This is a genomic window from Actinomycetes bacterium, assembly GCA_036000965.1.
Lineage (GTDB): Bacteria > Actinomycetota > CALGFH01 > CALGFH01 > CALGFH01 > DASYUT01.
The window spans coordinates 1-4196 of the sequence record DASYUT010000082.1; the positions used below are offsets into that span (position 1 = coordinate 1).

The 4196-nt window shown below is 73.5% G+C and carries 4 protein-coding genes; all 4 read right to left on the minus strand.

What is annotated here, in order from left to right:
* Positions 1-5: 5 nt before the first annotated feature.
* Entirely contained in the window at positions 6-770 is a 765-nt protein-coding gene (locus tag VG276_06695; GenBank protein ID HEV8649091.1) for an aldo/keto reductase, read from the minus strand.
* Between the two features lie 348 nt (positions 771-1118).
* Positions 1119-1928 carry an ABC transporter permease gene (locus VG276_06700; GenBank protein ID HEV8649092.1) on the minus strand — a complete coding sequence of 270 codons (810 nt, stop codon included), beginning with the start codon at positions 1926-1928 and terminating at the stop codon, positions 1119-1121.
* Positions 1925-2944 (minus strand): ATP-binding cassette domain-containing protein, encoded by a 1020-nt coding sequence (locus tag VG276_06705; GenBank protein ID HEV8649093.1) that lies wholly within the window; start codon positions 2942-2944, stop codon positions 1925-1927. Before VG276_06705 ends, VG276_06700 begins: the two co-directional genes overlap by 4 nt.
* Before the next feature lie 293 nt (positions 2945-3237).
* Positions 3238-4196: PASTA domain-containing protein (locus VG276_06710; protein HEV8649094.1), on the minus strand; the 959-nt coding region annotated here is incomplete at its 5' end.

Sequence of the window (4196 nt, forward strand, 5' to 3'; positions counted from 1 at the left end):
GCTGGTCAGGACCGGCGGGCGAGGCGGCCGACGAGGTCCCGCTCGTCAGGGCCAAACCAGGGCGGGTCGCCCGCCACAGCGTTCTCGGTCATCCGGCCTGGCTTGGAGGTGGCCGGGATGGAGATGGTGCAGCGGGGGTCCGACAGCCCCCATTTGAGCAGCGCCTGCGGCCAGGTGGCCACGCCGAACGGCTTGAGCGGGGCCAGCTCGGCCGCTGTCGGCCAGGTGCTGCGCAGCACCGCGCCGCGGCCGAACGGGCGCATCAGCACGACGCCGAGGCCGAGCTCCTCGGCCAGCGGCAGCACGGTCCGCTCGACGTCGCGCTCGAGCGGGTTGTAGGGCACCTGGACGGTGCTGATCCGGCCGCTCCGCATCACGGTCGCCAGCTCGCCGAAGGCGTTGGGGTCGTAGTGGGTCGCCCCGATGGCGGTCACCGCCTGCTCGTCGCGCAGCCGCTCCAGCAGGCCCAGGCGGGCGGGCCAGGCGATGAGGTTATGGACCTGGAACACGTCGACGCGGCCGTGGGCGAAGTGGAGCGAGGCCCGGACCTGGCGTTCGGCCTCCTCGTCGCTCGGGGTCCACACCTTGGTGGCGACCAGCGCCTCGGCCCTCCTGCCCTCCAGGGCCATGCCGAGGACCCGCTCAGCCTCGCCGTACATCGGCGAGGTGTCGAAGAAGTTGGCACCCACCGCGAGCGCCTCGTCCACGATCTTGCGGCTGGTGGTCTCCGCGGCCCTGCCCCTGACGTCGAAGGTACGCGAGGTGCCCATGCCAACCGCAGGGACTTTCAGCCCACTCGATCCGAGAACTCGTCGCTCCACACGCCGCTCCTCCCCGTCGCCAGCTCCGACCTGGCCCTGCCGGGGTCCCCGGCCGGGCCCATATCGTCGTCATCCGGCGAGGCTCGCAGCGGCGGCTGCGCGCCTCCCGTGGCAGCCCGGCTCGGACTGCCGCACCCCCCTCGTGAAGCCCTGCCAGCCTCCCACGGGAAGAGACCGGGCGCGGGAGAGCTCAACGACGGCCCTTAGGGTACGAGGGCGGCGAGGCGGTGACTACCTACAGCGAGCCGTTCGAGTCGATCCGCGCGAGAGTCCGCCGTGACCGGCTCGCCGGCGCGGCTATGCCATGCGGACGCGGCGCCGGAAGGCCAGGGCGGTCAGCGAGAAGGTGACCGCGCTGAACAACACCGCGGCGAGCACGCCCTTGGCGACTACGGGGCCGTTGAAGCCGAACAGGAAGCTGCGGGCCGCCTCGACCACGTAGGTGATCGGGTTCAGGCTCACCGCCGTCTCGAACCAGCCGGTCATGAGATTGCGGGGCAGGGCGCTGGGGGTCAGGAACAGCAGCGGGAAGAAGATGATGAAGGTGGACTGGGTGGCCCGCACCGAGCCGGTGGCCAGCGCCACCGCAATGCTGACGGCGGCGAAGCCGACCCCGAACAACAGGGTGAGCCCCAGCAGGCCGGCCGCGCCGACGAGATCGTTGCCGGCGAACCGGACCCCGATCACCCAGCCGAACGCCACCAGGACCAGACTGTAGCCGAGCACGGCGAACATCTCGCCGAACAGGTTGCCGACGACCAGCGCCGAGCGGTGCGCCGGGGTCACCGACAGCTTGTCCCAGTAGCCGTTGGCGATGTCGAGTACCAGCGCGTTGCCGCCAGAGGTGCTGGCCGCGGCGAACAGCACCGAGATGGGGAGCTGGAAGGCGGCGTAGCTGGAGACGCCAAACGCCGTCTTGGCCACGTCGCCCAGGGCGCCGACCTGGACCACGAAGAAGAACACCGGGATGATCAGGGCGAAGATGAACAGTTCGGGCTCGCGCAGGATGCCCCGGATCGCCCGGCCGGCGATGGCGGCCACGTCGGAGACCAGCCCGGCCGGGGCGGCCAGGGTCCGCGGCTCAGCAGATGCCGTGACGGCGTTCACGATGCCCCCCTTCCGGCGGGCTCGGGGACCCGCTCCTGCTCGGCGGCTTCTCGCTCCGCCGCGGCCGCCATGCGCCCGCCAGTGGCGGCCAGGAACACGTCGTCCAGGGTGGGCCGGGACAAGCTGACCGCGCCGAAGCGGATCCTGGCCCGGTCGAGGCCACGGATGAGCACCGCGATGTTGTGCGGCCCGTCGGGGATGAACAGGGTGTAGCCGCGGTCGGTGCCGCGCAGCTCTCCCGCGGGCAGCTCGCCGCCTGACTGCAGCTGCTCGATGGCGATCCGGGCGGCGCCGGTCTCGCGCTCGTCGATGGCGATGTCGATCACGTCGGCGCCGACTTCGGCCTTGAGCGCGGCCGGGGTGCCCTGACGGACGATCTGGCCCTGGTCGATGATGGCCACCCGGTCGGCCAGCTCGTCGGCCTCCTCGAGGTACTGGGTGGTCAGGAAGACCGTGGCCCCGAACCGCTCGCGCAGCTGGCGGATGCGGTCCCAGATCAGCGCCCGCGACAGCGGGTCGAGCCCGGTGGTGGGCTCGTCAAGGAACAGCACCCGCGGCCGGTGCAGCAGCGCCGAGGCCAGGTCGAGGCGGCGTTTCATGCCGCCGGAGTAGGTCTGGATGCGGCGGTCGATCGCGTCAGTCAGGCCGACCAGCTCGGTCACCTCGCCGATCTGGGCCGCCAGCACCGGGCCGCGCAGGCCGTACAGGCGGCCCTGCAGGGTGAGCAGCTCCCGGCCGGTCTGCTTGGGATCCAGGCCCGCCTCCTGGAGGGCCACGCCGATGAGCCGGCGCACGGTGGTCCGCTCGGCCACCACGTCGTGGCCGAGCACGGTACCCGAGCCGCTGGTCGGGTGGAGCAGGGTGGTCAGGATGCGGACGAGGGTCGACTTGCCGGCGCCGTTGGGGCCGAGGAACCCGTAGATCTCGCCCTCGGCGACCTCGAGGCTGACGCCGCGGACGGCCTCGACCTCCCCGAAGCGGCGCACCAGTTCTCTTGCTTCTATCGCTGTGGTCATGCAGACGAGTCTAGAGCCGACCTGTGACACCGGCCACCGGAGTCCTCGCCCTCATGAGGCTCAGCAGCACTACGCGCAGGCTCAGCACACGCGCAGGCTCAGCACGACGCGCTCGACGCGGACGGCAACACCACCATGCTCCGGCTACCCATGCTCCGGCCACCGGGTCCTCGCCGTCACAAGGCTGCAGCCGCGTGAAGACCTTGCTCGAAGACCTTGCTCGAAGACCTTGCTCAAGGGGAGCGACCACCCGGGCCCGGCTGCGCCGGCTGCCGGGTCAGCCGGCTGCCGGGTCAAAGGAGGGTGCCGACCGCGATCACGACCTGGGAGCCGGCCGGGGCCTGGGCGCCGGCGCCGGGGGTCTGCAAGAGCACCCGTCCGGCCCTGGAGCGCTGCCGCACCAGCACGTCGACGCGGCGCACGGTGAACCCGGCCTCGGTGAGCACCACGTTGGCCCTGGCGGCGCGGAGCCCGACCACCTCGGGCACCCGGACCAGCGCCGGCCGGCTGCCCGCAGTCGTGGCCGGCGCCGTGGTGGGCGTGGTCGCCGGGGCGGTGGTAGACGGCACGTTGGTCGTGGTCGCCAGCCGGGTGGTGGTCGGGGCGACCGTCTCGAACGGCTCGACGTCGGGGTCGACCGCCAACGGCGCGAGGGTGGTACGGGCTGGCGCGCCGGTGCCCCCGATCGACCTGACCATGAAGACCGCGACCGGCACGGCCAGCAGCAGGACCGCCGCGATCCAGCCGGCCCAGCCGGGCACGGCGCGCCTGGGCCGGCGCCGGGAGACCCTAGGGCGGCTGCGAGAGGCCGCAGGGCGGCTGCGAGAGGCCGCGAGGACCGAGGCGGCGGCCGCGTCGGACCCCGGGCCGGGCGCGCCGCCGGCAGCGGTACCCGCGGCCCCACCGGCAGCCGCACCCGCGGCCCCACCGGCAGCCGCACCCGCGGCCCCACCGGCAGCCGCACCCGCGGCCCCACCGGCAGCCGCACCCGCGGCCCCACCGGCAGCCGCACCCGCGGCCCCACCGGCAGCGGTACCCACGCCGCTGCCGCCGGTGCCGGTCCTGGCCGCGGCGCCCGCCGGCCCGCCCGGGGACCACGCGTCCCGCGCGTCCGGTGTGGGGGTGGCGAGGACGCCGCGGCCGGCCAGGAACCGCTCCAGGTCCTGGCGCAGCTCGGCCGCGGTCTGGTAGCGCTGCCCGGGCTGCTTGGCCATCGCCTTGAGCACCACCGCCTCCAACCCCGCCGGCACAT